Source organism: Rhizobium sp. CNPSo 3670, assembly GCF_057784555.1.
The window spans coordinates 39,985-64,880 of sequence record NZ_JBXSOL010000009.1 but is presented as its reverse complement, the minus strand read 5'-3'; the positions used below and the strand labels follow the sequence as shown (position 1 = coordinate 64,880).

General features: G+C 61.0%; 21 protein-coding genes. 7 read left to right on the top strand and 14 right to left on the bottom strand.

All coding sequences use genetic code 11. The features are described from left to right. Window positions 1–50 precede the first annotated feature (50 nt). Window positions 51–1,334, bottom strand: a complete 1,284-nt coding sequence (locus AC13QO_RS11465; RefSeq protein WP_488540695.1) for an ABC transporter substrate-binding protein — start codon at window positions 1,332–1,334, stop codon at window positions 51–53. A 37-nt stretch (window positions 1,335–1,371) separates the two neighbouring features. Further along, window positions 1,372–3,693, bottom strand: coding sequence for a family 78 glycoside hydrolase catalytic domain (locus tag AC13QO_RS11460; protein ID WP_488540694.1), 2,322 nt, complete (start codon window positions 3,691–3,693; stop codon window positions 1,372–1,374). A gap of 143 nt (window positions 3,694–3,836) precedes the next feature. Here AC13QO_RS11460 and AC13QO_RS11455 point away from each other — a divergent pair, with 143 nt between their 5' ends. Next, the gene (locus tag AC13QO_RS11455) at window positions 3,837–4,895 is read left to right on the top strand and encodes a LacI family DNA-binding transcriptional regulator (RefSeq protein WP_488540693.1); all 1,059 of its coding nucleotides are present in this window, start codon (window positions 3,837–3,839) and stop codon (window positions 4,893–4,895) included. 51 nt (window positions 4,896–4,946) lie between these two features. On the opposite strand, the gene AC13QO_RS11450 is transcribed toward AC13QO_RS11455, so the two are convergent. Beyond that, window positions 4,947–5,858, bottom strand: a complete 912-nt coding sequence (locus AC13QO_RS11450) for a dihydrodipicolinate synthase family protein (RefSeq protein ID WP_430960112.1) — start codon at window positions 5,856–5,858, stop codon at window positions 4,947–4,949. Window positions 5,859–5,995: 137 nt separating this feature from the next. Between AC13QO_RS11450 and AC13QO_RS11445 the strand changes: the two genes are divergently transcribed. Continuing rightward, window positions 5,996–6,700, top strand: coding sequence for a GntR family transcriptional regulator (locus AC13QO_RS11445; RefSeq protein WP_488540692.1), 705 nt, complete (start codon window positions 5,996–5,998; stop codon window positions 6,698–6,700). A 44-nt stretch (window positions 6,701–6,744) separates the two neighbouring features. After that, entirely contained in the window at window positions 6,745–7,905 is a 1,161-nt protein-coding gene (locus AC13QO_RS11440) for a M24 family metallopeptidase (protein ID WP_488540691.1), read from the top strand. 103 nt (window positions 7,906–8,008) lie between these two features. On the opposite strand, the gene AC13QO_RS11435 is transcribed toward AC13QO_RS11440, so the two are convergent. From AC13QO_RS11435 to AC13QO_RS11405, 7 genes are all read right to left on the bottom strand, one after another. Next, on the bottom strand, window positions 8,009–8,932 hold the full coding sequence (locus AC13QO_RS11435) for a MurR/RpiR family transcriptional regulator (protein WP_085780842.1): 924 nt from the start codon (window positions 8,930–8,932) through the stop codon (window positions 8,009–8,011). Window positions 8,933–8,946: 14 nt separating this feature from the next. After that, complete coding sequence (locus AC13QO_RS11430; protein WP_085780843.1) at window positions 8,947–9,993, bottom strand: C45 family autoproteolytic acyltransferase/hydrolase; 1,047 nt, start codon at window positions 9,991–9,993, stop codon at window positions 8,947–8,949. After that, a complete protein-coding gene (gene glnQ, locus AC13QO_RS11425; protein WP_085780844.1) occupies window positions 9,983–10,711 on the bottom strand; it encodes a glutamine ABC transporter ATP-binding protein GlnQ in 729 nt (242 codons plus the stop codon). The genes AC13QO_RS11430 and glnQ overlap by 11 nt, the downstream gene beginning before the upstream one ends. Continuing rightward, the gene (gene glnP, locus AC13QO_RS11420; protein ID WP_085780845.1) at window positions 10,708–11,364 is read right to left on the bottom strand and encodes a glutamine ABC transporter permease GlnP; all 657 of its coding nucleotides are present in this window, start codon (window positions 11,362–11,364) and stop codon (window positions 10,708–10,710) included. The genes glnQ and glnP overlap by 4 nt, the downstream gene beginning before the upstream one ends. 64 nt (window positions 11,365–11,428) lie before the next feature. Beyond that, window positions 11,429–12,178 carry a glutamine ABC transporter substrate-binding protein GlnH gene (gene glnH / locus AC13QO_RS11415; protein ID WP_488540690.1) on the bottom strand — a complete coding sequence of 250 codons (750 nt, stop codon included), beginning with the start codon at window positions 12,176–12,178 and terminating at the stop codon, window positions 11,429–11,431. A 568-nt stretch (window positions 12,179–12,746) separates the two neighbouring features. Further along, a complete protein-coding gene (locus AC13QO_RS11410; protein ID WP_285193899.1) occupies window positions 12,747–14,069 on the bottom strand; it encodes an aspartate aminotransferase family protein in 1,323 nt (440 codons plus the stop codon). Next, window positions 14,066–14,956, bottom strand: coding sequence for a MurR/RpiR family transcriptional regulator (locus AC13QO_RS11405; protein ID WP_488540689.1), 891 nt, complete (start codon window positions 14,954–14,956; stop codon window positions 14,066–14,068). The genes AC13QO_RS11410 and AC13QO_RS11405 overlap by 4 nt, the downstream gene beginning before the upstream one ends. A gap of 96 nt (window positions 14,957–15,052) precedes the next feature. Here AC13QO_RS11405 and AC13QO_RS11400 point away from each other — a divergent pair, with 96 nt between their 5' ends. Further along, window positions 15,053–15,901, top strand: a complete 849-nt coding sequence (locus AC13QO_RS11400; protein ID WP_488540688.1) for a beta-keto acid cleavage family enzyme — start codon at window positions 15,053–15,055, stop codon at window positions 15,899–15,901. A gap of 118 nt (window positions 15,902–16,019) precedes the next feature. Here the strand turns inward: AC13QO_RS11400 and AC13QO_RS11395 are convergent, their stop codons facing one another. After that, entirely contained in the window at window positions 16,020–16,196 is a 177-nt protein-coding gene (locus AC13QO_RS11395; protein WP_488540799.1) for a hypothetical protein, read from the bottom strand. 79 nt (window positions 16,197–16,275) lie between these two features. Here AC13QO_RS11395 and araD point away from each other — a divergent pair, with 79 nt between their 5' ends. Beyond that, window positions 16,276–18,018, top strand: a complete 1,743-nt coding sequence (gene araD, locus AC13QO_RS11390) for an L-arabinonate dehydratase (RefSeq protein ID WP_488540687.1) — start codon at window positions 16,276–16,278, stop codon at window positions 18,016–18,018. Window positions 18,019–18,028: 10 nt separating this feature from the next. Further along, window positions 18,029–18,748 (top strand): ribonuclease activity regulator RraA, encoded by a 720-nt coding sequence (locus AC13QO_RS11385; protein ID WP_488540686.1) that lies wholly within the window; start codon window positions 18,029–18,031, stop codon window positions 18,746–18,748. A 20-nt stretch (window positions 18,749–18,768) separates the two neighbouring features. Here the strand turns inward: AC13QO_RS11385 and AC13QO_RS11380 are convergent, their stop codons facing one another. From AC13QO_RS11380 to AC13QO_RS11370, 3 genes are all read right to left on the bottom strand, one after another. Next, on the bottom strand, window positions 18,769–19,299 hold the full coding sequence (locus tag AC13QO_RS11380) for a c-type cytochrome (RefSeq protein WP_488540685.1): 531 nt from the start codon (window positions 19,297–19,299) through the stop codon (window positions 18,769–18,771). Window positions 19,300–19,753: 454 nt separating this feature from the next. Next, window positions 19,754–22,906 (bottom strand): efflux RND transporter permease subunit, encoded by a 3,153-nt coding sequence (locus tag AC13QO_RS11375; protein WP_488540684.1) that lies wholly within the window; start codon window positions 22,904–22,906, stop codon window positions 19,754–19,756. Next, on the bottom strand, window positions 22,906–23,937 hold the full coding sequence (locus AC13QO_RS11370; protein WP_245362232.1) for an efflux RND transporter periplasmic adaptor subunit: 1,032 nt from the start codon (window positions 23,935–23,937) through the stop codon (window positions 22,906–22,908). Before AC13QO_RS11370 ends, AC13QO_RS11375 begins: the two co-directional genes overlap by 1 nt. A 272-nt stretch (window positions 23,938–24,209) precedes the next feature. Here AC13QO_RS11370 and AC13QO_RS11365 point away from each other — a divergent pair, with 272 nt between their 5' ends. Continuing rightward, entirely contained in the window at window positions 24,210–24,896 is a 687-nt protein-coding gene (locus AC13QO_RS11365) for a response regulator (RefSeq protein ID WP_085780855.1), read from the top strand.

The following is a 24,896-nucleotide window of genomic DNA, read 5'->3' as shown; positions in this document are numbered from 1 at the left end:
GATCGGGAAACCTCGCCCTTCAGGAGCGAGGTTGATGACCCGAGCGTCCGCTACCAGTTGGGCAGGGCGAGTTGCTTGGCCTGTTTGCGCACATCCTCGTCATAGAGCTTGGCGGCTTCCGCAGGCTGACGGATGCCGGAACCGACTTCGACGGTGATCTGCTCCAACGCCGGGCCCTTGACCGGCGAAACGAACTCCAGCGCTGGCGTCGTTTTGTCCTTAGCCTCGAAATAAGGAAGCATGTCCTTGATTGCAGGCGGCACGTCCGCCGGGAGATCGCAACCGTCGACGAGGGAGGGCCCTTGCACGGCGTTGGTTTCCACCATCACCTTGCAGCCTTCGACGCTGCCGGCAAAATCAATGAACTTCTTTGCTTCCTCGGCGTGCTGGCTGGTGGCCGGAATATAGAGGCCAGGCGGCATCCAGACCGTCAGGCCGTTCGTGGCTGCCTCATCGCTCGGTTGGGCGAAGAAGCCGACATCGCTGAGGTTTTCAGGATAATTCTGTTTAATTGCGCCGACCGCAAAGCTCAGCATCGGATAGTGCGCCGCCTCGCCGGTGGCCACCATTCTCAACCCGTCATCATAGCTTGCTGCGCCGAAGTCTTCATTCATCAGCCCGGCGTCATGAACTTCCTTCAGGCGTTCGAAGCCTTTCATCGCTGCCGGCGTGTCTGCATATTTCGCCTTGTTGGCGGTATAGTCGGCAGCGAAGTTCGGAACGGCAGCATGCAGGTTGTAATAGTCGGCCAATACGAACAGCTGCGAGGTCCAGGTATCGCGATAGGTTTGCGCGACTGCGACCTTGCCCGATGCCTTGACCTTGGCGTTGTTCGCCATGAACTCCGCCCATGTCTTTGGCACCGAGAGGCCGAGGTCCTGGTAGATCTTTCTGTTGTATAGAATCCCGCCGGCCATCGCCGTACCGAAGGGAACGCCATAGACTTTGCCGTCGGCACTAACGACGGCCTTGAAGTCTCCGGACACTTTCGCCTGCGAGGCGAGACCGCTCAGATCGACAAGCGTTTGCGTCGGCTTCAGCGCCTGCAAGAGCGACCCGGAATTATACAGGAACACATCGGACATCTCCCCCGTCGCCAGACGCGTCTTGACGATATTGTCGCCTTCGCCACCGCCCGGCCGCTGCTCGATCTCGATCGTCACGTCGGGTGCCTTGCTTTGATAAGCGGCAACCAGCGCCTCTGCCGCCGCGACCGTATCGGGATTGTTGTCGATCAGGAATGACAGCGTGACTTCGGCCTGCGACGGGCCGGCCGCGGCCAAGGCCAGAAGCGCGGATGCGCCGGCAAGAATGAGCTTTATCCGATGTGTCATGACGTTCCTCCTCTGAACGGTTTGACCTGTATGCTCCTCAATAATCGGGTAGGGAAAAGACCAGCCTATGCGTGCCTGGGGGAAGAACCGCCTCCTCGATGACAAGCTCGCCATTGAGTGACGCATTGTGGTGCCGCCGGCCGGGCCGGAAGCGGCCGACGCAACCCTCCGGGAGCGTCAGCACATAGGTGACCTCGCTGCCGGTGCAGTGCCAGCCGGCCTCGATGCGCCCCTGGCTGATATCGTGATAGGTCGAAACCGGCGAAAGCGACGGGATCGGCGCCGGGTCGACGATCACTTCGGCAAAGCCGGGTGCGGCCGGGCTCGGCGAAATGCCGGCGACACATTCGAACAGCCATTGGCAGACCGCGCCATAGGCATAGTGGTTATAGCTGTTCATGTCGGGTTCGTAGATGGTGCCGTCGGGCGCCATCGAATCCCAGCGCTCCCAGATCGTCGTCGCCCCCTTTGAAACCTGGTAGAGCCAGCCCGGCACATCCTCCTGCAGGAAGACTTTTTCGGCGAGGTCGTCCATCCCGAGTTTCGTCAGGGCCGGCAAAAGGGCCGGCGTGCCGATGAAGCCGGTGCCGATCTTGTAGTCGGCATCGACGACCACCTGCCTCAAATGTCGCCGGGCGGCCTCATGATGTTCACCCGGTATCAGGTCATACAGGAAGGCCAGCGCATAGGATGTCTGATCGTTATGGGCGAGCCGCCCGGCCGGCGTGATGAACTCGTTGGCAAAAGCCAGTCGGATCTTGTCGGCGCGGCCCTTCATCTGCTCTTCGAGCGCATGCTCGCCGAGAACACCAGCGACCTTTGCTAGAAGATCCGTCGAAATGAAGTGGTATAGGGTCGCCGCACAATCGTCGGCAATGGTCGGGCGCGGCTTTCTGTTATCGCCGACCGGCTGCAGCCAGTCGCCGAAGGTGAAGCCGCGGGCGCCCCAATGCGAGGGCGGATGGACGATCGGGCCGTCCGAGATGGACCAGACGAAATCGACCCAGCGCACCATGGAATCCAGGCATTCCGAAAGAACGGCTCGGTCGCCGTAATGGGTGTAGAGGACCCAGGGGATCACGACAATCGCGTCGCCCCAGCCGGTCGAGCCGGCATAGCCCGGGAAATTGCCGGGGTGCAGACGCGTCGGGTCGGGCGAGAAATGCGAAACGGCGCCGTCCTCGCGCTGGTCGGCCATCACATCGCGCAGATATTTCTTGAGGAAGGACTGGCTGTCGCTCAGCCAACAGGCCGTCGCGGCAAAGACTTGGGCATCACCCGTCCAGCCGAGCCGTTCGTCGCGTTGCGGGCAATCTGTGGGCACTTCGATGAAATTGGCGCGCTGCGACCAGATGGTATTTTCAACCAGGCGATTGACGAGAGGATTGCCCGAGGTGAAGCCGCCCGCCGGTTCCGGCACCGAGGAGATTGGGATCGAGGCGATTTCAACAATCTCCGCATCGCCCTTGATCGTCACCCTGGCATAACGGAAGCCGTGAAAGGTGAAATGCGGCGCATAGGTCTCGTCACCACCTCCGCTGAGCGTATAGAGGGTATGCGCGGCGGCGGCGCGATAGTTGCGATTGTCGAAATGGCGTTCCGGCCCAAGGACTTCCGAGTGCTCGACCCGCACTTCGGTGCCGCTGACGCCACGGACCGTGTATCTGACGTAGCCGCCGACATTCTGGCCGAAATCATAGATCGTCCTGCCTTCATGATCGGTCCAGCTTTCGATGGGGGCGAGCGGCTGCAGCTCCCGCACCGCTGTCGTCTCGTGCGCGACGAGCAGCCCCGTGTCGAACGGCAATCGCTCGGTCCCGTGGGTTTCGGCGACCTTTTCCAGGCGTGCATCGTAAATCTCACCGAAATAGATCCCCGACTTCTGGATCGGCAGAAGGCCGCTTTGCCAGGTCGTATCGGTAGAAAGAATGGTGCCGCTGGGGCCGACCAGATCCGCAATGGCCCCGATCCTGTCGCCCCAGCAGTTGGGAATAGCCTGGGCACCCCACATGATGGGCGAGCGGTACCATCCATCGGCGAGCCAGATTTCTATCCGGTTAATGCCTGACTTCAGAAATCTCGAGATGTCGTATCGCTGATAGGCAATGCGGGCGTCGTAATTCGTCCAGCCGGGCGTCAGCAGATCGTTGCCGACGCGGGTGCCGTTGATGAAGCAGCGATAGAGGCCGAGCGCCGAGATGAAGAGTCCGATCGGAAGGTCGGTGCCGTCATGATCGAAGGTCTTGGAGACGAAGCTTGCGGCCGTTCCCTGGCCGCGGTCCGACAGTGGTGCGATCATCTCTCCGGACCAGGCGCGATAAACGAGATTGCCGTCGATGGCTGCCGGCTGAAAGTTCATCAAGTCCTCCCGCAGAGTTGTAGAACGTTCTCCATATAACGTTCTACATTTTTTTCGGAAGTGCAATAGAAATTTCGTCACCAGTCTGCCATGGTGTTTCTAAGGGCGATTGTGACCGCCCGCAGCGCAAGTCCAGAGATTTCATGTCGATCGAAGAGAAAAAAAGACTGCAACGAAATGATCGCGTGACGATCCGGACGGTGGCAACGCATGCAGGCGTATCGGTCGCCGCGGTCTCGAAGGTGATGCGCAACGCTTACGGCGTCAGCGAAGCGCTGCGGGCAAGAGTGACCGACGCTATTGAAGCGCTTGGATATCGGCCCTCACGGGCGGCGCGCGGGTTGCGCGGCCGGAGTTTCACCATCGGCGTGCTTTTGATCGACATCCGCAACCCCTTTCTGCCGGAGGTGATTGCCGGGGTAAACGGTGTGCTGGCGCCTTCGCATTACCAGGCGATGATCGGCGTCAGTGATGCGCGCGTACAGCTGGAGACGTCGTTGATCGAGTCGATGATCGACTACAAGATGGACGGCCTGATCCTGGTTGCGCCGCGCCTGCCTTCGGACATCATCGCAAAATTCGCGGCTCAGATACCGATCGTCGCCGTCGGTTATCACGATGCCGGCGCCACGGCCTTCGATACGGTCAATGCCGACGACCAGCGTGGAGCCGAAATTGCGGTGGAAGCGCTGCTTGCCTGCGGCTATCGCGACATCGAAATGCTGAGCCTCGGCGAGCGTGAGGGGCACCAGGTCTCTGTCGTGCGCCAGCGCGAGATCGGCTTCCGCCGGGCGATGCAGCGTGCCGGACTGGGATCGTCCGCGCCGATCACCAAAATTCCGATCGCCCCGCCAAAGCGGGAGAAAACGATGCGAAAGTTCCTGTCGAGAAAGAACAGGCCGCGCGCCGTCTTCTGCTGGAGCGATCTCGACGCCATCACTCTTCTGAGCCTGGCGATGGAGATGGGTGTGCGTGTGCCCGAGGATCTTGCCGTCATCGGATATGACAATTCGTCGACCGCAGCGCTCGGCCTCGTCAATCTCGCAAGCATCGATCAATCGGGCAGGGAGCTCGGTCAGGTCGCCACCCGGACGTTGATTTCGAGAATAGAGGGCCGCGCCGGCGCGGAGCATATTTTCCAGATGCCGTCGCTGGTCAGCCGCAACAGCCTGACCCGATCCGGCAAGGCTCCGGTCACTTAGAGCGAGGGATGGAAAGGCCGGCAGCTCATCTGCGCTGCCGGCCTCGTAATCTCAGGCGGCGTTGGCGAGTTTCGAAGGACGCGTCGCGGCAGCCTTCTCGACCATGGCGGTGACTTCGGTGCGCCGTGCCCCTGAAAGCGGCAGGCGCGGCATGCGGACGCGTTCCGAGCCGCGGCCCATGATCTGCTCGGCGAGCTTGATCGACTGCACGAGGTCATGCTCGGCATCGAGATGCAGAAGCGGCATGAACCAGCGGTAGATCCTGCGGGCCTCTTCCCAATCGCCGCGTTCGGCGGCGGCAACGAGCTGCACGGATTCCTCCGGGAAGGCGCTGGTCAGCCCCGAGACCCAGCCCTTGGCGCCGAGCATCAGTCCTTCGAGCGCGACGTCGTCTAGGCCGGCGAAGATATCGAAACGGTCGCCGAATTCGTTGATGAGATCGGTGAAGCGGCGCGGATCCGGCGCGCTTTCCTTGACCGCCTTGATATTGGGCACATCGGCAAGCACCTTCAGCACATCGGCGCCGATGTTGACGCGGTAGGCCGGCGGATTGTTGTAGAGCATGATCGGCAGCGAGGTCGCTTCGGCGACGGTGCGGAAATGCGCGATCAGCTCTTCGGGCTTCGGCACATAAACCATGGCCGGCAGCAGCATCAGCCCGTCGGCGCCGAGTTTTTCGGCGTCGCGGGCATAGGCCACGGCACGGCGCGTATCGAATTCGGAGACGCCCGTCACGACGGGGACGCGGCCGTTGACGACCTCGACGGCGGCTTTGAGGATCGTACGCTTCTCGTCGGGATCGAGCGAGTTGTTCTCGCCACATGTGCCCATGACGATCAGCCCATTGACGCCGTCGTTGACGAGCGCGTCCTGAACACGCTGGGTTGCGGAAAGATCCACGGAAAGATCTTCGTTGAACTGCGTCGTTACGGCGGGAAATACGCCCTTCCATCCTGTTGTCATCGATCGAAACTCCGTTAAAGTCGGTTGGTTATATACAAACTGTCGACAAGACTCAATCGCCATGATTTGTAAATTCGTGGGGCGTTGCCGAATTCGGCCAAAACGCATTACAAGGCTCTCATCAAGGGGAGGGACGCATGCAGAACGACGCGGAAAATGTGCGGGTGCGCGGTTCCGGCACGCAGAGCATCTATGCCGCGCTGCGCCGGGAGATCCTGTCGATGGCGCTGGAACCCGGCAGCCCGCTCGATGAGGTGCGGCTGTCGGAACGTTTCGGAATGTCGAGGACACCTATTCGCGAAGCGCTGTTGCGCCTTGCCGCCGACGGGCTGGTCACGACGCTGCCGAACCGGAACACGATCGTTGCGCCGATCGATTTCGCCAACCTGCCCACCTATTTCGAAGCGCTGACGCTGATGTACCGGGTGACGACGCGCGGGGCCGCCGGGCGGCGGAACGACGCGATCATGGAAACCATCCGCCGGCACCAGAAGGACTTCGCCGGCGCGGTTGCTAAGCGCGACGCCTATGCGATGATCGAGGCCAACCGTGAATTCCACGTGGCGATCGCCGAGCTTGCCGGCAATACCTATTACACGGCCTTCTTCGCCAAACTGCTCGACGAAGGCCGGCGCATACTTCGCCTTTATTATTCGACCTTCGACGACCGGCTGCCCCGACAATATGTCGATGAACACGAGGAAATCATCGCCGCCATCGAGGCCGGAGACGCCGAACGCGCCGACCGGCTGGCCATCGCCCACGCCGGCCAGATCGTCCGCCAGATCCAGGACTATCTCGCGCGCAACCTCGACCGGCCGGTGGCGATCGGCCTGTCCTGAAGCGCCGCCGGGATGGCCAGAAAAGGAAAGAACAGGAAAAGCATATGTCGTGGCAGCACCCCATACTCCGCATCACCGAGGAGGAGCGGCAGGATCGCCTTTCCAGGCTTCGAGAGGCGATCGACGCCGAGGGACTGGCCGGCATGCTTCTCGGCCCGACCGAAAGCCTGCGTTATTTTACCGGCCTCGTCTGGCATCCGAGCGAAAGGTTTCTCGGCGCGCTCGTCACGCCGACGGCCGTTTCCTATATCGTCCCCGGTTTCGAGCGCAGCCGTGTCGAAACCCTTCCGCACCTGCCGGGAGAAATTCTGGTATGGGAAGAGGAGGAGAGCAGTGCTTCACCCATTTCCCGCCTTGTCGGCCGAGGCGGCAGGCTTGCCCTTGATGACGGCCTGCCGCTTTTCTTCTATCACGCCTTGGCGGCGGCGATGGGCGCCGAAAGGCTCGCCGATGGCGGCCGGCTGATCCGCGGCCTGCGTCGCATCAAATCCGCCGCGGAGATTGCGCTGATTCAATATGCGATGAACCTGACGCTCAACGTGCACAGGCAGGTGCATTCGCTGTTGAAGCCAGGCATCACCTCATCCGAGGTGGTCGATTTCATCGATCGGCAGCATCGCCAGGCCGGCGCCGATGACGGCTCGACATTCGCAATCGTCTCCTTCGGGCTAGCGACCTCGCTGCCGCATGGCGCAGACGGCGATCAGATCCTCGGCGACGACGACGTCATTCTCGTCGATACCGGCTGCCGGATCGACGGCTATCATTCCGATGTCACCAGGACCTATATGCTCGGCGGCGGCAACGGCGCCTTTGAACGTGCCTGGTGGATCGAACGCGAGGCGCAGCAGGCCGTGTTCGATGCCGCCCGGATCGGTGCCGCCTGTTCGAGCCTCGACGATGCGGCCCGCAAGGTGCTCGCCAAACATTTCCTCGGCCCCGACTATCGCCTGCCGGGACTGCCGCATCGCGCCGGTCATGGCCTCGGGCTCGAGATCCACGAGGAGCCTTATATCGTTCGCGGCAACGACACCCCGCTTGCGGCCGGCATGTGTTTTTCCAACGAACCGATGATCGTCTTTCCGGAGAAATTCGGGATCCGACTGGAAGACCATATCTACATGACAGCCGAGGGACCGCGCTGGTTCACCGCGCCGGCGAGGGGACCGACCGAACCGTTCTCCGCAGACGGCGCCACGCCTTAGCCGCTCCGGTTAGGTCCTTGAGTAGCAACGGAACAACGAGCCTACATAAGGGCCACTTCGGCGAGGCTGCTTCTTCGGCCCGACGCGGTGTGAGTGACTAAGTTCAAGTTTCAATTCGCATTGTGGAAATGAGCTCCTCGCGCTTGGCTAAAGCTTGAATGGCCCGCTCCCCAAGTTCGCGGGCCACAAGATTAAGCAAGCCTTCGCAGAACACGATATAGGCGCCCATGCTGTTGCTGAAAAAGCTGCTCGCATGGGGCACGAAAAATGCGTGCCGCGAGGGGCCGACGAGAGGGGAGGCGCGCGTGTCCGTCACCGCTATGACGATGAGGCCGAGCTTCGCCGCGATTTCGGCCACATTTGCGACGCTGCGTGTGTATGGCGCGCAGCTCGCAACGACGACGACATCGCCTTTCTCCAGTTGGGCCAAGGCCTCGGCGACGCCAAGACGAGGCGCATCCAGCAGCGAGACATCGCTGCGCAGCATCCCCAGTCCATAGGTCAGAAAGCTTGCGAAGGCATGGAATTGGCGGACGCCATGGATCCTGACGCGGCGGGCGTTTGCAAGCAAACCGGCGGCTTCAAGCAGCGAATTCGGCTCGATCTGAGCCAGAAAGCCGTCGATGTTGTTCTTGGTCTCCAGGCCAAGTCGGTCAAAGATATGCAATTCCTCCTCGCTGTCTTCCTTCGTGGAAAGCAGACGACCCGCCTGGCGGCTGTAAAAGTACCTGTCGTCAGAGGAAAACGCCTGGCGGAAAACACTCTGGAAATCGCTGAATCCGGCAAAACCGAGCTTTTGCGAAAGCCGTGTCAATGTCGAAGCATTCACCCCGAGAGCGTCGGCCAATTCGGATATGGTGCGAACCGCGGTTTGCTCTGGCGTGTCCACCAGCTTCGCCAGCACATCGAGCGCCTTGTTGCCGAGCGAGATATTGGCATTCTCACGATTGATCCTCACGGTGAGGTTCCGAAGCTCCTCAATTGTCGCCGGCTTCGCAAATCCGGCAGCCTCATCCGTCACAGTCATGCCCCGCCTCGATGTCACATTGTCGCGATCTTTAGGCCCATATTCTCAAAACGAGCCACCGATCCCGCTCCATCATAAACGGCCCAATCGATGCTGTCCTTGCCGATCTTGAACACGGCGGTCGCCAGCGTGTTCTCGTTGTCGGGATCGTCGGGCTGGGAGCGATAGATCGGAAGCGCGTGACGTTTTCGATCCCAAAGGATGGACAGTGGGTCCAATGATTCATCGCTTGCGTTGAGCATATCCTGTCCGCGATCCTGACGTGAGTTCGACGACCCTGTTATGATTTGCGGCTCGGATGCCATCTCCGCATGCACAAGATGGTTCGCGTGGATGGATGGGCTGGTGATGTCCGCGATCGAACAATTCCTGTGGGTGAATTCGACACTGGCCAGTCGGGATTGCCCTGCCTGCGCCAGCGTCAGGTGAAACGCACCGGAGCGGGGCGCACCGGAAAGCAAAGTCAGCGCAGCATCGATCGTCGGGCAGTCGAGGATCGCGCGGGTCAGCACCATGCGCGGCAACCCGTCTCCGCCAAGTTTTGAGCGGATGTTGTTCACGGTCAGCACGAGGCCGCTGCCATTGATCGCGAATGTATGTCCGGGTATGGAGCCCGGATAGACGAATGCCGTGAACGGCTGGCCTTGTTCCGGGACGATGGTTGCCAGTGCGCATCCCGGTCGCAAGCCTGGATCACCGTCCTCATTATGGGCGACGACCGGGAACCGGCCCGGCATCTGAACGGTGGTGCAGCCATCCGGCGCCATTGCCCAGAGGTCGCCTCTACAGTTCCACGCAAGGACGTCGTCGAAGGGCAGCCCCAGTCCGTCCGCCAGGCCGGAGAGCTCCTGCCAATAGTGCGGATAGTGCTGTTCGACCAGCGATCTTGCCATCCGTACCCGGTCGTCGTGCTTGAATGCCATCACCGTTGCCCAGGCATAGGTCTTGACGAGATGAGCGTGAACGAGGGCAGCGCCCTGGCGCCCGAGACCTTGACCGATGTCGTAGTGGCTACCCCTCAGGGTCAGGCTGGCAAGGCGATGGGCGGTATCAGTGGACATGCTGCAGGAACTCGCGGAGACGTGGGTTTTCGGGGTTGTCGAGAAGAAGGGCCGGATCACCGTCGACGGCGATGTCGCCGTTTTCCATGAAGATCAGCCTTGTTCCGACTTGGCGGGCGAAACCGATTTCGTGTGTCACCACGATCATCGTCATGCCCTCTTCGGCCAGCGATTGCATGACGCGCAGCACTTCATGGCGCAGCTCCGGATCGAGCGCCGAGGTGGGCTCGTCGAACAGCATCAACTTCGGTTTCACCGCCAGGGCACGCGCAATGGCGACACGTTGCTGCTGGCCGCCGGATAACTCCGATGGATAGTGATGGCCGCGATCGGCAAGTCCGACCTTCGCAAGCAGGGCCGATGCCTGCTCGGTTGCCTCTGCCTTGCCGAGTTTGCGAACCCTGCGTGGACCGAACGCAACATTCTCAAGCGCGGTCATCTGCGGGAACAGATTGAACTGCTGAAACACCATCCCGGCCTCCTGCCGGATCAGCCGGACCTTAGAACGGCTTTCCCGGACGCTTATTCCATCGACGATTAGATCGCCGCCGCTGATCTCCTCAAGCGCGTTTATACAGCGCAGCAGGGTGGATTTTCCCGATCCTGACGGGCCGATCAGCACGACGACTTCGCCCTTGCCAATCTCGAGGTCGACATCTTTCAAGACTGAAACCGGCCCAAAATTCTTGGTGACTTTTTTAAATTCGACGAGGCTCATAGGATTCGCATCCTCTTCTCGGTTACGCGCAGGAGGAGGGTCAGCGCTCCGGTCATAATCAGATAGAACACGGCAACGGCCGACCAGATCTCGACGGCGCGAAAGTTCGCCGCCATGATTTCCTGACCTTGGCGGGTCAGTTCGCCGACGCCGATGACGATGAACAGGGATGTGTCCTTCAAACTGACGATGAACTGATTTCCGAGCGCCGGGATCATGCGCCGGAAGGCCAGTGGCCCGACAACGTAGAACAGCACCTTCCAGAGGGGCAGACCCAGCGCGAGGCCTGCTTCCCTCAACCCCTTGTGAATGGACAGGAACGATCCCCGGACGATTTCGGCGATGTAGGCGCTCGCGTTGACGATGATCGAAGTGATCGCCGCCGTCATCGGATTGATCCTGATGTCGGCGATCAGCGGTAGTGCGAAGTAGATGAACATCACCTGCACGACGATCGGCGTGCCACGGATGAGTTCGACATATATCAATGCGATGCCATTCACGACGATATTGCCATAGGCGCGCATCAGGCCGGCAACAAGGCCGATAACGAGGCCGCCGACAAGCCCGGCGAGCGCGATCATGACCGTGAGTTGTGCGCCCCTGAACAGTTCCGGCAGTGCTTGCCAAACGACAGACCAATCGAATTCCATGCGAAGCATCTCCAAGCGGGAAAGGAGCGCCGGCAGGGCCCGCGCTGGTAAACTCGTTTGGAGATCAGCTCTTCGGTGGTTCGGTGCCGAACCATTTCTTGTAAATGGCGCTGTAGGTGCCGTTGGCCTTCAACTTGGCCAGCGAGACGTTTACCTTGGCGACAAGCTCGCTTCCCTTGGGAAAGGCCATGCCGTACTGCTGTGCCATCATCTGGGAACCGACGGTCTTCACTTTACCCTGACCGTTGGTCTTGATGTAATAGAGCACGTTCGGCGTGTCGTGCATCGCGGCGTCGGCGCGACCGGTCGCGACTTCCAGATAGGCATTGTCGCTATTGGGGAATAGGCGAAGCTCCGTACCCTTGAAGTTTTCCTTGGCGTAGTCGGTTGCTGATGTTCCCGTCTTGACGGCGAGCGTCTTGCCCTTGAGATCCTCCGGCCCCTGGATGGTGCTGTCCGTCGGAACCATCAATAGGAAGCCGCTGTCATAATAGCCGTCCGAGAAATCGATGACCTTCTTGCGCTCGTCCTTGATTGTGATGCCGGCGAGGCCGACATCGACCTGCTTGGTTTGAAGGGCGGGGATGATGCCGTTAAAGTCCATCGGCTGCAACGTGTAAGTGACGCCTATGTCCTTGGCGACGGCATCCCAGAGGTCGATATCGAAGCCGACATACTTGTCGCCTTCCTTGAATTCGAACGGCACGAATGCCGTATCGGTGGCCACGATCAGATCGGCGGCCTGTGCCGGAAGCGAGAGTGCGATTGTCGCCGTGACGGCGGCTCCAAGCAGGTATGCAAATCTCAGTTTCATGTGAGTTCCCCTTTTTGGGCAAAAAGCATCGGCCTTTGCCTTTGGTCAACGATTGCAAATATAGAATGCTTTTATTGTGTTGTCGCATTCAAAATTTGCGCGATACGCTGACAGGGTATGTATGAGTAGCCCAGCAGCGAGATGCCGTTCGCAGTTAAGGAAAACCGCAAATTAAGGGTCTGCAGGACGTCGATCGCGCGGATGTCAAGCGATTTCAATTAGTTAGCGGAATGCGAAAATACTGATGCGAAATCGCCGCTTGCTGGCTGCGCCTGGAAAATATCCAACTCGATCAAATATGATCCACTTAGATCATAAAATTTAATCAGGAAACAAATAGATCACAGATTGTTACACAGCTCGCTTGAAGGGCGCTAACCTTCGAGCCCGATCGTGATTGTCGCGGTATCCTTGCTCTTTTGAAGCGTCGGGGCCAACATCTGAGGCGCCGGCTGCTGGGATCGTGCAGGTCAGCAGAAGGCATGAGGCCGCGAGGCCCTGAAGATGTTCATCATGGCTGTTTTAGTCTCTCTGAATGACCTGGGCGCGCGCTTTTTAGCGCGTCACCTCACCGGATGGACGCATCGACGGCATCGCCAAGACGTTCGACGATGGTATCGATATCCTGCCGGTTCACGATGAAAGGCGGCGCCATCAGGACGTGATCGCCCGTCTTCCCGTCGATCGTTCCACCCATCGGATAGACCATCAGCCCGCGAGCCATGGCTTCCTTCTTGATGCGCGCATTGAGTTTCAGCGCCGGGTCGAAGGGGGCCTTCGTCGCCCGGTCGCTGACGAGCTCGATACCCTGGAATAGGCCACGCCCCCGGATGTCACCAACATGATGGTGGTTGCCAAACCGTTCGTTTAGCCTCGTTTCAAGATGGCTGCCCATTTCGATGACGTTGGCGAGCAAGCCATCGCGCTTCAGAATCTCCTGCACGGCAAGGCCGGCGGCCGCCGCCATCGGATGGCCCATATAGGTGTGTCCATGCTGAAAGAAGCCGGAGCCGCCGGCGAAGGCCTCGAAGATCGCGCCGGATAAAAGCACCGCGCCGACCGGCTGATATCCGCCGCCAAGCCCCTTGGCGATCGTCATCAGGTCCGGCGCAATGCCGTCCTGCTCGCAGGCGTGCAATGTGCCGGTGCGGCCCATCCCGCACATCACCTCGTCAAGGATCAGCAGAACGCCATATTTGTCGCAGATCGCCCGGATGCGCTTGAAATAGTCGGGGACCGGCGGAACGGCGCCGATCGTGGCGCCGACGACCGTTTCGGCGACGAACGCGATAACCTGGTCGCCGCCCAGCTCCAGAATCTTGTCTTCCAGCTGTTGTGCGGCGCGGGCTGCGTATGTTTCGTCGCTCTCCCCTTCTCTCTGGAAGCGATAGGCGTAGCAGGGGTCGATATGATGCGTCTCGATCAGCAGCGGTTTAAATTGTGACCGGCGCCATTCGTTGCCGCCGGTGGCAAGCGCGCCCAGCGTGTTGCCGTGATAGCTCTGACGGCGTGCGATGACGTGACGTCGCTGTGTCTCGCCTTTTTCCACGAAATATTGCCGTGCCATCTTCAGCGCTGCTTCGACGGCTTCCGAACCACCACTGACGAGATAGACGTGATCGAGCCCGGCGGGCGCATCAGCAACAAGCCGATCCGCAAGTTTCTCCGCCACTTCGGTGGTGAAGAAGCCGGTATGCGCATAGGCCATTTTGTCCAGCTGCTCATGCAGCGCCTTGATCACATCGGGATGTCCGTGCCCGAGGCAGGATACGGCAGCGCCTCCGGACGCGTCGATATAGGCTTTTCCATCGGCGTCGAAGAGTTCGATACCCTTGCCGGCGACGGCGACGGGGAGCTGCGCGTGAATAGCCCGGTGGAGAAGGTGCGTCATGGCGATCTCTTCATGTTTCTTGGCTTTAGGTGGATTTTGAATGCGGCCAGCTGCTCGTCGAAACGGCGGAGTGCCTGGACGGCCTCTTCTCCCCCCTGGCCCGCCAGCAGCGCGCCCAAAACCTCGGCAACGGCGAAGGCTGGTGACATGGTATGAAAGAAAGATGGACCCTCAGTCGAGACCAGAATGGTCGCCGTTGCGAATTGTGCGAGCGGCGCGACTTCGCTGTCGGTGATGGCGACGACCTTGATGCCGCGGCTTTGGGAGTATTCGGCAATTTCGATTGTTGCCCGGGTGTAAGGCAGAACGCTTGCGACGAGCAAAACGTCTTCCGCCGTTGCCGTGCCGATCGCATCCGCGCCTGTCCCGGCGATGCCATCGAGCATGGTCGATTTTTCGCCGATCAGCGTCAGGATATAATAAAGATGCCAAGCGATAGAGTGGCTGGCGCGCAGCCCCAGGCAGTAGACGCGGCGAGCCTTTGCCAATGTCGACGCGGCGTTGACGATCCGATCGAGGGATCGCGGCTCGGCAAGCCGGGCGATCTGCCCGCCGATCGAATTCAGCATTTCCGCCGCAAGAGCGTGGTCGCCCTTCAGCTTCTGGCTCAAGGCCTGGGCTCCGGCCTTGCCCGCAAAACCACCATCCGCACCGCGCATCGCCTCGGCATAGAGATCCCGGACATTGTCATAGCCAGCCAGGCCAAGATATTTCGCAAAGCGCGTCATGGTTGCCGGCTGTACGCCAGCTTGGCGCGCTTGTTCCCGCATGGACAGCAGGGCGACATCGCTTGGATGGTCGAGCACGTAACGTGCGGCCGCTTGCAGCTGGGCCGACATGCCGTCGAATGCCTTGACGATCGCTCCTGCCAAAGGTCCCTGGTTCATGGTCGTTACCTACATGGGTTCGATTTAAATTGCAACGTATGTTTCAGTATGTGATATAATGATCTATATGGATCACACATAGGCAAGTTGACGAAGATGAATGCAGAAACTGCTTTGAATTCAATTGCAATAGCCGTCGCGCCGAACGGAGGGCGCCGTACGAAGGTTGATCATCCAGCCATACCCCTGACGCCGGCCGAGTTGGCACAAACGGCGGCGGAATGCCTTGAGGCTGGCGCCGCCATGATCCACGTGCATGTCCGCAAGCCGGATGGCTCGCATCTGCTTGACGCCGACGCCTATCACGCCGTCATCGCCGCCATAGAGGCTGAGGTGGGCGATCGGATGATTGTTCAGATCACCAGCGAAGCGCTTGGAGTGTATCGACCGCAGGAGCAGATAGCGATCGTCAAGACCGTCAAACCGGAAGCAGCGTCTCTGGCCCTGCGCGAACTTGTTCCTGATGAAACATATGAATCAGAGTTTGCGAACCTTTTGTCATGGATGAAAAAGGAACGGGTCCTGCCCCAGATTATTCTTTACGACCGCGCAGAGGCTCTCCGTCTTGCCGACATGATGCGACGCGGACTTGTTCCATGGAACGACATACCGACTTTATTCGTGCTCGGCCGCTATACGGTCAATCAGTTGTCTCAGCCGCGAGATCTGCTACCGTTTCTGGGGGCCGAGATGCCACGCTTTGCCCATTGGAGCGTATGTGCCTTCGGACGTCATGAGGCGGCTTGTGTGGCAGCAGGCGCGCTCCTCGGTGGACACGTTCGGGTGGGTTTCGAGAATAATCTTTGGCAACCGGGTGGTATGTTGGCGGAGGCAAACGCGAAGCTGGTTGAACCAGTCAAAAAATCGCTCCACACGATGGGAGTAACTATTCAGAGCGGTTCCGACCTGCGATTGTCGTTGAATCAGCTTTGCGGTGAGGCCTAAACGTCGGTCGGTCCCTTCCTAATGTCGGGTTTACCGGCCTCAACGCCATTACCATTCCTGGTACTCTGCGCGACAGCCTCAATCTGCTCGCGATCGTGCTGGAGCAGGAGACCGATCCTCAGCCGACCGAGATCATGACCGACACGGCCAGATAAACCGACATATTTCTATGTCGGGCACGCTTGACCCCTGGCCCGACTACCGGGTGACGGTTGACGGCAACGAACAGTTCGGCACAGCCGAGCAGCTTGGCGCCTTGCCTGATTTCGAAGCGATTGAGCGACTCTCTTGACATCCGTGGACGTTCAGCCGGGAGCCTGTATCTTGCTGGCCTCGGACACTTCAAGCTATGTCAATTGTGGAGGCAGATCGGCATGTCGTTGAAAACCGTCAAGACACCGGGGGAGCTGCGATCGGCCCGCTGGTTCGCATCCGAGGACCTGCGCGGCTTCGGCCATCGCTCGCGCCTGATGCAGATGGGCTACGATGCCGGCGACTGGGCCGGCAAGCCGCTGATCGGCATCCTCTCCACCTGGTCGGACCTCAATCCCTGCCACGCCCATTTCAAGCATCGCGTCGAAGACGTGAAGCGCGGCGTGCTGCAGGCCGGCGGCTTTCCGGTGGAGATGCCGGCGCTGGCGCTGTCGGAAAACTTCATGAAGCCCACGACCATGCTCTACCGCAACCTCCTGGCGATGGAGACCGAAGAGCAGATCCGCGCCCACCCCGTCGATGGCGTGGTGTTGATGGGAGGGTGCGACAAGACCACGCCGGGCCTCATTATGGGCGCGCTCAGCGCCGGCCTGCCGATGATCTACCTGCCGGCCGGGCCGATGCTGCGGGGCAATTATGCGGGCCAGCAGCTTGGTTCCGGTTCGGACGCCTGGAAATACTGGGATGAGCGGCGCGCGGGAACGATATCGGACAAAGAATGGGCCGGCATCGAAGCCGGCATCGCGCGCTCCTACGGCCATTGCATGACGATGGGCACCGCCTCGACGATGACGGCGATTGCCGATGCGATGGGACTGACGCTGACAGGGGTCTCTTCGATTCCCGCAGCCGATGCCAATCATATCCGCATGTCGGCCCAGACTGGCCGGCGGATCGTCGAGATGGTCTGGGAAGATCTGACGCCGGACCGGATCGTCACCCCGGCGGCCATTCGCAATGCCGCGACGGTCGCCATGGCGACCGGCTGTTCCACCAACGCGGTCATCCATCTCCTCTCCATGGCGCGCAGGGGAGGGATCGAGCTGACGCTTGACGATCTCGACGCGCTGGGCCGCGTCACTCCGGTCATCGCCAATGTCCGTCCGTCCGGAAAGACATATCTGATGGAGGATTTCTACTATGCCGGCGGTCTTCTGGCGCTGATGTCGCAGGTCCGCGAGCGGCTCGATCTCGACGCATTGACGGTCTCGGGCGAAACGCTGGGCGCAGCGCTGGCCGATGCCAAGATTTATAATGACGACGTGATCCGGCCGCCTTCCAATCCGATCTATCCGGAGGGCTCACTTGCCGTGCTCAAGGGCAATCTGGCGCCCGATGGTGCGGTGATCAAGCCAGTGGCCTGCGACCCGCGCTTCCATGTCCATCAAGGCCCGGCTCTGGTCTTCGACAGTTACCCCGACATGAAGGCGGCGGTCGAGGACGAAACGCTTGATGTGACGCCTGATCATGTGATGGTGCTGCGCAATGCCGGACCGCTCGGCGGTCCCGGCATGCCGGAATGGGGCATGCTGCCGATGCCCAAGGCGCTGCTGAAGCAAGGACATCGCGACATGCTGCGGCTGTCGGATGCGCGCATGAGCGGCACCAGCTATGGCGCCTGCGTGCTGCACGTGGCGCCCGAAGCCCATGTCGGTGGCCCGCTCGCTCTGCTGCGCAACGGCGACATCGTCAGGATCGATATTCCGAACCGCCGGCTGGATATGCTGGTCGACGAGGAGGAGCTGATCCGGCGCCGCGCCGCCTGGACGAAGCCGGCCGATCGTTTCGGCCGCGGCTACGGCTGGATGTACGCCTCCCATGTCAGCCAGGCCGACAAGGGTTGCGATTTCGATTATCTGCTGCCCGAATTCGGTGCGGCAGCCGGAGAACCGGACATTTTCTAGGAGGACATGCATGACGACACTTTCTGACAGCACGCGCGACAAACTCATGCGGGTCAGCGTCGCCACCATCAGCACGGCGCTCTTCAAGCGCGGCCTGCGCAACCAGACCATCCAGGACGTGCAGCCGGTCGCCCGTAAAGGCCGCAACATGGTCGGGCCGGCCTATACGCTGCGCTACATTCCGGCGCGCGAAGACCTGAACAAGCTCGAGGTTTTCCGCAATCCCGAACACCCGCAGCGCGCCTGCGTCGAAAGCTGCCCGCCGGGCGCCGTGCTGGTGATGGACAGCCGCAAGAATCCGCGCGCCGCCTCCGCCGGCTCAATCCTCGTCACGCGGCTGATGGTGCGCGGCGTGGCAGGTGTCGTCACCGATGGCGGATTCCGCGACAGTCCCGAAATAGCCGGGCTGTCGATCCCTGCTTATCACAATCGGCCCTCGGCGCCGACGAACCTGACGCTGCACCAGGCGCTCGACATCAACGTGCCGATTGGTTGCGGCGACGTGGCGGTCTGGCCGGGCGATATCATGGTCGGCGACGATGAAGCGGTGATCGTCATTCCGGCCGAACTCGCCGACGAGATTGCCGAGGAGGCTGTGGAAATGACCGCCTATGAGGATTTCGTCACCGAGCGCGTGCTGGCTGGCCAGTCGATCATCGGTCTCTATCCGGCAACGCAGCCGCGCAATCTCGAGGAATTCGCCGCCTGGCGCGGCAAACACGGCCGGTGACTCGCAGCATCCGTCACTTTCTAGTTTGGCGCGCTGGCTGCGGTTTCACCCGGTGGCAAGATCCGGAACAAAAAGGTTGAAACCTTCTCCCCCGGTTTGAAAGGTCCGGGGACCTGATTAGCTACCGGTTTCAAGCTTTGAAGGTACGCTGCGATTGATGTCACGTCCTCGTCGGTGAGCTGCGCGAATGCTTGCCATGGCATGATCGGCGCCAGGACGCGACCATCAGGCCGCTGCCCGGTCTGAAGAGCAGTCACAATCTGTTCCCTGGTCCAGCTGCCGATGCCGGTCTCCTTGTCAGGCGTAATGTTGCGGCCGACAAAAACGCCCTCGCCCGGGATCTCAAAGCCAACATCCGATCCACCGAGAAATCGCGAGGTGTCCGGCTTTCCAAAGAGATATCCCGGTGTGTGGCAGTCGTTGCACCCGCCGACCGTGACGAGATATTCGCCGCGCGCAATCTGCGGATCATCGGCCGCTGCTGCCATGCTCAACGGTAGCTCCAACGCACAAGCGGCTAAAAATCCAAGCCGAACGCTCAATCGAAACATTTTACCCTCCGTGCTACAGCCGCTCGCAGCCGTAAAGGACTGAATATCACGATGAAGTTGTTCGATATATTAGCCACTTCGAATTAATGGAATTGCACGGGCGCGGGCCGCCAGGCCAGCAGTGAAAAAGGGCCGCGACGAAGCAGGCCTCTATGAATTTTCGCGAGCACGGGGCGGCGCGGCAGCTGCTATTCAATCCGCGACAGCCCGATTGTTGTCGCTTCGCTCGGGGGCGGTCGGCCACCAGCGGCACCTTGCCCGATTTGGAAGCGATGGAGCCGTTGTCGAACGCATGGCAGGACGCGCAGGCGGCAGGATGCCGCCTGCGGGGGAACACGTCCCGCGGTCTTGTTCCGGGGGAGGGAACTCGACCGAAGAGCTTGCCATCAAGATTCACCGAGCCTCGCCCGCAGCGGGCGTGGGACTATCCGGCTGATCGCTCGGCGGAAGGCGATCATCGTCGACCTCCCCCTCGCCGCGATTGCTCGGGCTGGAAGGTGATTGCCGCGTGATCGTTTGAAGCTTCCGGTGCGCTCTCGGTGGTTTCCGGTGCGGCTCGACGGAAAAGACGCTTGAGCGCCTCGTCCAGGTCATCCACGAAGGTGAAGATGACGGGGATGACGACGAGGCTGAGCAGCGTCGACATCATCACGCCTCCGATTACCACGATCGCCATCGGCTGCCGGAAGCTCGAATCGCCGCCGGTCAGACTGAGGGCGACCGGAAGCATGCCGCAAGCCATCGCGATGGTGGTCATGACGATCGGCCGGGCGCGCTTATGGCAAGCGTCGACGACGGCATCGAACCTGGACATGCCCTGGCGGCGCGACATGATCGCGTATTCGATGAGGAGGATGGAGTTCTTCGTCACCACGCCCATCAGCATGAGCAGCCCGATGACGGCGGCCAGCGAGAAGCTGGTCCCGGTCACCACCAGTGGCACGAGCGCGCCGCCGAGCGAGAGCGGCAAAGCCATCAGCAGCGTGAGCGGCTGCAGGAAATCATGGAAGAGCAGGACGAGGACCGCATAGATGCAGAACACGCCGATCGCCATTGCCAGCGCGAAGCTCTGGAACAGTTCCGAGCTGCGCTGAAGTTCGCCCTGTTCGACGAGTGTCACGCCCGACGGCAGATGCTGGAGCGCCGGCAGCGCCTGTGCCTCGCGGTTGACGTCGCCGAGGATACGGCCGTTGAGTTCGACCGACACGGTAACATTGCGCATCCGGTCGATGCGGTCGATTTCGGAGGGGCTGCCGCCGATCCGGATATCGGCGGCCGATCCGAGATCAACATTGCCGTTCGTGCCCGCCACCCGCATGTTCTTGATATCGTCCAGACTGGTGCGCGACTCCGGGCTGAATCGGACGACGATCGGAACCTGGCGCTGCGGCAGGTTGAGCTTCGGCAGGCTGGCGGAGTATTCGCCGTTCGTCGCTACGCGCGCGGCCTCGGCGATGGCGCTCGACGTCACCCCCAATGCGGCTGCGCGCGCAAAATCGGGGGTGATCTGGATCTCGGGCGCCTGCCTTGCCGCCGTCGACGTCACCGCTCCGATGCCGTTCAGCGTGCGGAGCTGTTCTTCGAGCGCGGTGCTCGCGCTGTCGAGGGCGTTGGCATCGTCACTGGCAAGGGTGATTTCGAGCTTCGTGCCGTTGGCGCCGCCGCCGACGGCAACGCGCACGCCTGATAGAACCGACAACGCCTGCCGGATATCGTTTTCGATTCCCGACTGCTTGCGGTCACGCTCGCCGATCGCCGTCAGCACGGCGACGATCGTGGCGGAATTGACGCTGCTCGTGGTGCTGGCGTCGGGGCCGCCACCGCCTGAAGATGTGGAGCCGACCGAGGAGAAGACACGGGTGACGTCCTGAAGCTTGCCGACGATATCGGCGGCTTTCCTGGTTGCGGCGTCCGTCTGCTCGATGGTGGCGCCCGGCTGCATGGTGAGCGTGATCTGGGTCCGCGCATCGTCGGAAGCGGGCAGGAAGCCGGATTTCAGCAGGGGAATGGTGGAAAGGGAAAGCGCTACGATGACGGCGGTCACGGCCACCGTGGTCTTGCGGCGGGTCATGGCAGCCTTCACGATTGCCAGATAGGCGCGCATGATGCGGCCGTCTTTTTCCTCCGTGGGAGGGGCGGCCTTCATGAAATAGGCTGCCATCATCGGCGTCAGCAGGCGGGCAACGACGAGCGAGGCGAGTACGGCGACGGCGGCCGTGACCCCGAACTGCCGGAACAGAAGTCCCGGAATGCCACTCATAAAGGCGGTCGGCAGAAAGACGGCGACCAGCGTGAAGGTGGTTGCGATGACGGCAAGCCCGATCTCGTTGGCGGCTTCGAGGGCGGCATCGATCGGCCGCTTGCCCATCTGCAGGTGGCGGGCGATGTTCTCGATCTCGACGATGGCGTCGTCGACGAGGATGCCGACCACCAGCGACAGTGCCAGCAGCGTGATGATGTTCAGGCTGAAGCCAGAGAGGTACATGACCAGGAAGGTCGGGATCACGGACAAGGGCAGCGCCACGGCCGACAGGATCGTTGCGCGCCAGTCCCGCAGGAAGAGCCAGACGACGATGATCGCCAGGATCGCCCCTTCGAACAGCATGTGCATCGAACCGTCATAATTGTCGATGATCGGCCCGATCGTGCTGTAGGCTTCGTCGATCTGCACATTGGAATGTTTGGCGGCGAACTGTTTGATCGCCTTGTCGACATCGCCGGCGACACCGCTGTCCGAAAAGCCGTTCGAGCGCTTGATCTCGACCGCGATCACCGGTTTGCCGTCGAGATAAGCCATCGAGGACCGCTCCGCGAAGCTGTCCGTCACCGATGCGACTTCGTCGAGGCGAACCTGCTGGCCGTTGGCCAAGGGAATTCTCAGTCCTTTCAGAGCCTCGACCGATGGAAGAGCGCCGAGCGTGCGCAGCGTTTGACGGGTGCCGCCGATTTCGCCGAGGCCGCCCGATGTATCCGCCTGCACCGCCTTCAGCTGCGACGATACGGTCGCCGCAGTGACCCCGAGCGACGCCATCGTCGCGGGATCGAGATCGACGTGAACCTCGCGGTCGATCCCGCCGATGCGGTTGACTTGACCGACGCCGGACACCGAGAGCAGCGCCTTGGTGAGATCATTATCGACAAACCAGGAAAGCTCGGTTTCGTTGAGAGCAGTCGAGCGGACGGCATAGGTGACCAGCGCGGAGCTTTGGACCGTAACCTTGGTGACGCTTGGTGTCTCCATCTGCGCTGGAAGATCGCCCTTGACGCTGTCGACGGCGTTGCGGACTTCGTTCAGGGCCGCTTCGCTGTTTTTCTCCAGCTTGAAAGAAACCTTGATCGAGACGGTGCCGTCGGTGATGGTCGTGGTGATGTGGTCGAGATAGCTGAGCGAAGCCAAACTGTCTTCTATTGTGCGGGCGACCTCGGTTTCGAGCTGTGTTGGCGCCGCACCGTCGAGCATCGCCGTGACGCTGATCGTCGGAAGGTCCATATCGGGGAAGTTCTGGACCGCCAGGGTCTTGAAGGCCAAGAGTCCCCCGACCGTCAGCATCGCAAACAGCAATATTGCCGGGACGGGGTTGCGGATCGACCATGCCGAGAAGTTCATCAGTTTTTCTCCGCGATCTTCACGAGGTCATTGTCCGAGAGGAATGCGCCGCCCGACGTCACCACCTTCGACGTCCGGTCTATGCCGGAGACGATTTCCACCTCGCCGTCGTTGCGACGGCCGGTTTCCACCCGCACCCTTTGCACCCGTTGATCCTCGCTCGCGGTGAAGACGTAACTGATCCCGTCCCGGAACACGATTGCCGTCTCGGGCACGGTCAGCGCCGGGGAGGTCTGCAGCTCGATGTTGCCTGTGACGTAAAGGCCCGTGCGCGGACGGGCGTCGTCCGGCAGCGTGACATAGACGATTGCCCGGCTGGTATCGGTGCTGACCGACGGCCCGACAAGCCTCACCTTGCCCTCGATGACGTGACCTTCAGGCCCGTTGACCTGGACGTTCAGGCCTTGCGAAATACGCGGGAGATAACGTGCCGAAACCTCGGCCTGCCATTCGATCCGCTGCTGGCGAACCATGCGGAACAGTTCTGTGCCGGCGGAGACGACGGCGCCGAGATCGGCGGAACGCGAGGTGATGAGGCCGTCGTCGACGGCGGTAATGGTCGTCTGCGCAAGCTTGATCTTTTCGCTGTCGAGTACGGCCTCTTCGGATGCAAGACTTGCCGTCGCGGTCTGCTCGTTGGCGAGATACTCGACGATCTTCTCATCGGAGAGCGCACCCGAAGGCTGGAGCTGCCGCGCCCGGTCGGCATTGGCATTGGCCTTCGAAAGGCTCGCCTTGGCGGTCGCGACGGCCGCCTCCTGCTTGCGAAGATCGGCGAGCACGCTCTCCTGGGAAAGCCGCACGAGCGTCTGGCCCTTGGTGACGACGGAACCGACATCGGCCAGAACATCGGTTATGCGCAGCCCGCTCGTCTCGGAGGCGATGACCGCTTCCTGCCATGGTTTCAGCCACCCGCTCGCGGGAACGGTCTCAGGCCAGTCCCGCTGAGCCGGCGCCGTCAGAGAGACGGTGAGGGCGGTTGCCGCAGCCTGTTGCGCCATGGCGTTGCGGAGGGGAGCAAACAGCGCCATCGCAACGAAGGCGGAGGCGAATAGTCTGGAGGTTTTTCTCAACGACGCACTCCTTGTGGTCAAGGCATCGGTGCCTTTCCCGATCGGCGCAATCGACTGAAGGATTGCCGCTCATCCACGGCAACCGGCTTTCAGCGCGCGACGATGTCATCGCAGGTATGTAACGGGGCGAACGTTAAGTGCGGTCAAGTTAGTGTTAAGTTGAGTAAAACTTACCCGCATGAGTGCGATTGTGCTGTATGGCATGCCCGGATTGATAACGGATAACGCGAATGAACAAGGTTCTCCTGATCGACGACGATGCGGAGCTGACGACACTTCTGCAGGAATATCTGGTCGAGGAAGGATATGACGTCATAACGGATACGGACGGCCGCGCCGCCATTGCCGCGGCTGCCGGCAATACGGTCGACATCATCGTGCTCGACATCATGATGCCCCGCATGAACGGCATCGAAGTGCTGCAGCGGATCAGGAAGCTCAGTCAGGTTCCGGTACTGATGCTGACGGCAAGAGGCGATGACGTGGACAGGATATCCGGTCTCAATCTCGGCGCCGACGACTATGTGCCGAAGCCGTGCTCGCCGGGCGAACTTGCGGCGAGGCTGCGGGCCATCCTGCGCCGGGCGGGTCAGCCGGCGGCCGGCGTATCGACTGATACGGTGAGGGCAGGAGAGCTCGTGATCCATTCCGGCAGCAGAAGCGCCGAATGGCGCGGCGAAGCTTTGGAGCTGACCGGCACGGAGTTCAGCCTGCTCGAAGTTCTCGCCCGCAGCGCCGGCCAGCTGGTGTCGAAGCAGGATATTTCCAAGCGCGCCTTCGGCAAGCCGCTCACCCCGTTCGATCGCCGGATCGACGTCCATATCAGCAGCGTTCGCCAGAAGCTCGGACTGAGGGAGGACGGACAATCCTGGATCCAGTCCGTTCGCGGTCAGGGCTATCAACTTCTCGTGGATTGA

Bases quoted from the DNA above. Each gene is read 5' to 3' on its own strand.
- AC13QO_RS11465 (WP_488540695.1), bottom strand. From the start codon at position 1,334: ATGACACATCGGATAAAGCTCATTCTTGCCGGCGCATCCGCGCTTCTG.
- AC13QO_RS11460 (WP_488540694.1), bottom strand. From the start codon at position 3,693: ATGAACTTTCAGCCGGCAGCCATCGACGGCAATCTCGTTTATCGCGCC.
- AC13QO_RS11455 (WP_488540693.1), top strand. From the start codon at position 3,837: ATGTCGATCGAAGAGAAAAAAAGACTGCAACGAAATGATCGCGTGACG.
- AC13QO_RS11450 (WP_430960112.1), bottom strand. From the start codon at position 5,858: ATGACAACAGGATGGAAGGGCGTATTTCCCGCCGTAACGACGCAGTTC.
- AC13QO_RS11445 (WP_488540692.1), top strand. From the start codon at position 5,996: ATGCAGAACGACGCGGAAAATGTGCGGGTGCGCGGTTCCGGCACGCAG.
- AC13QO_RS11440 (WP_488540691.1), top strand. From the start codon at position 6,745: ATGTCGTGGCAGCACCCCATACTCCGCATCACCGAGGAGGAGCGGCAG.
- AC13QO_RS11435 (WP_085780842.1), bottom strand. From the start codon at position 8,932: ATGACTGTGACGGATGAGGCTGCCGGATTTGCGAAGCCGGCGACAATT.
- AC13QO_RS11430 (WP_085780843.1), bottom strand. From the start codon at position 9,993: ATGTCCACTGATACCGCCCATCGCCTTGCCAGCCTGACCCTGAGGGGT.
- glnQ (WP_085780844.1), bottom strand. From the start codon at position 10,711: ATGAGCCTCGTCGAATTTAAAAAAGTCACCAAGAATTTTGGGCCGGTT.
- glnP (WP_085780845.1), bottom strand. From the start codon at position 11,364: ATGGAATTCGATTGGTCTGTCGTTTGGCAAGCACTGCCGGAACTGTTC.
- glnH (WP_488540690.1), bottom strand. From the start codon at position 12,178: ATGAAACTGAGATTTGCATACCTGCTTGGAGCCGCCGTCACGGCGACA.
- AC13QO_RS11410 (WP_285193899.1), bottom strand. From the start codon at position 14,069: ATGACGCACCTTCTCCACCGGGCTATTCACGCGCAGCTCCCCGTCGCC.
- AC13QO_RS11405 (WP_488540689.1), bottom strand. From the start codon at position 14,956: ATGAACCAGGGACCTTTGGCAGGAGCGATCGTCAAGGCATTCGACGGC.
- AC13QO_RS11400 (WP_488540688.1), top strand. From the start codon at position 15,053: ATGAATGCAGAAACTGCTTTGAATTCAATTGCAATAGCCGTCGCGCCG.
- AC13QO_RS11395 (WP_488540799.1), bottom strand. From the start codon at position 16,196: ATGTCAAGAGAGTCGCTCAATCGCTTCGAAATCAGGCAAGGCGCCAAG.
- araD (WP_488540687.1), top strand. From the start codon at position 16,276: ATGTCGTTGAAAACCGTCAAGACACCGGGGGAGCTGCGATCGGCCCGC.
- AC13QO_RS11385 (WP_488540686.1), top strand. From the start codon at position 18,029: ATGACGACACTTTCTGACAGCACGCGCGACAAACTCATGCGGGTCAGC.
- AC13QO_RS11380 (WP_488540685.1), bottom strand. From the start codon at position 19,299: ATGTTTCGATTGAGCGTTCGGCTTGGATTTTTAGCCGCTTGTGCGTTG.
- AC13QO_RS11375 (WP_488540684.1), bottom strand. From the start codon at position 22,906: ATGAACTTCTCGGCATGGTCGATCCGCAACCCCGTCCCGGCAATATTG.
- AC13QO_RS11370 (WP_245362232.1), bottom strand. From the start codon at position 23,937: ATGGCGCTGTTTGCTCCCCTCCGCAACGCCATGGCGCAACAGGCTGCG.
- AC13QO_RS11365 (WP_085780855.1), top strand. From the start codon at position 24,210: ATGAACAAGGTTCTCCTGATCGACGACGATGCGGAGCTGACGACACTT.